4 tRNA genes are annotated in these 398 nt (G+C 53.0%); all 4 read right to left on the bottom strand.

The features are described 5' to 3' along the window. Positions 1–2 precede the first annotated feature (2 nt). The 4 genes from ACL9RH_RS23870 to ACL9RH_RS23855 all read right to left on the bottom strand — a co-directional run bounded on the left by ACL9RH_RS23870 (position 3) and on the right by ACL9RH_RS23855 (position 397). Positions 3–76: transfer RNA gene (locus ACL9RH_RS23870), tRNA-Asp, on the bottom strand. Positions 77–109: 33 nt separating this feature from the next. Further along, a tRNA-Asp gene (locus tag ACL9RH_RS23865) sits at positions 110–183 on the bottom strand. 33 nt (positions 184–216) lie between these two features. Continuing rightward, positions 217–290 (bottom strand) — tRNA-Asp (locus tag ACL9RH_RS23860). Positions 291–323: 33 nt separating this feature from the next. Continuing rightward, a tRNA-Asp gene (locus ACL9RH_RS23855) sits at positions 324–397 on the bottom strand. Position 398 lies beyond the last annotated feature (1 nt).

The following is a 398-nucleotide window of genomic DNA, read 5'->3' as shown; positions in this document are numbered from 1 at the left end:
TGCGATCCGGACGGGACTCGAACCCGCGACCTCCGCCGTGACAGGGCGGCATTCTAACCAGCTGAACTACCGGATCAATTTTTTTAAAAAGAAATTGAGAAAACTTCTGCGATCCGGACGGGACTCGAACCCGCGACCTCCGCCGTGACAGGGCGGCATTCTAACCAGCTGAACTACCGGATCAATTTTTTTAAAAAGAAATTGAGAAAACTTCTGCGATCCGGACGGGACTCGAACCCGCGACCTCCGCCGTGACAGGGCGGCATTCTAACCAGCTGAACTACCGGATCAATTTTTTTAAAAAGAAATTGAGAAAACTTCTGCGATCCGGACGGGACTCGAACCCGCGACCTCCGCCGTGACAGGGCGGCATTCTAACCAGCTGAACTACCGGATCA

It is taken from the genome of Chryseobacterium sp. Mn2064, assembly GCF_049319685.1.
GTDB lineage: Bacteria > Bacteroidota > Bacteroidia > Flavobacteriales > Weeksellaceae > Chryseobacterium.
Note: the sequence above shows the minus strand (reverse complement) of the source record. Positions and strands in the feature narration are given on the sequence as shown.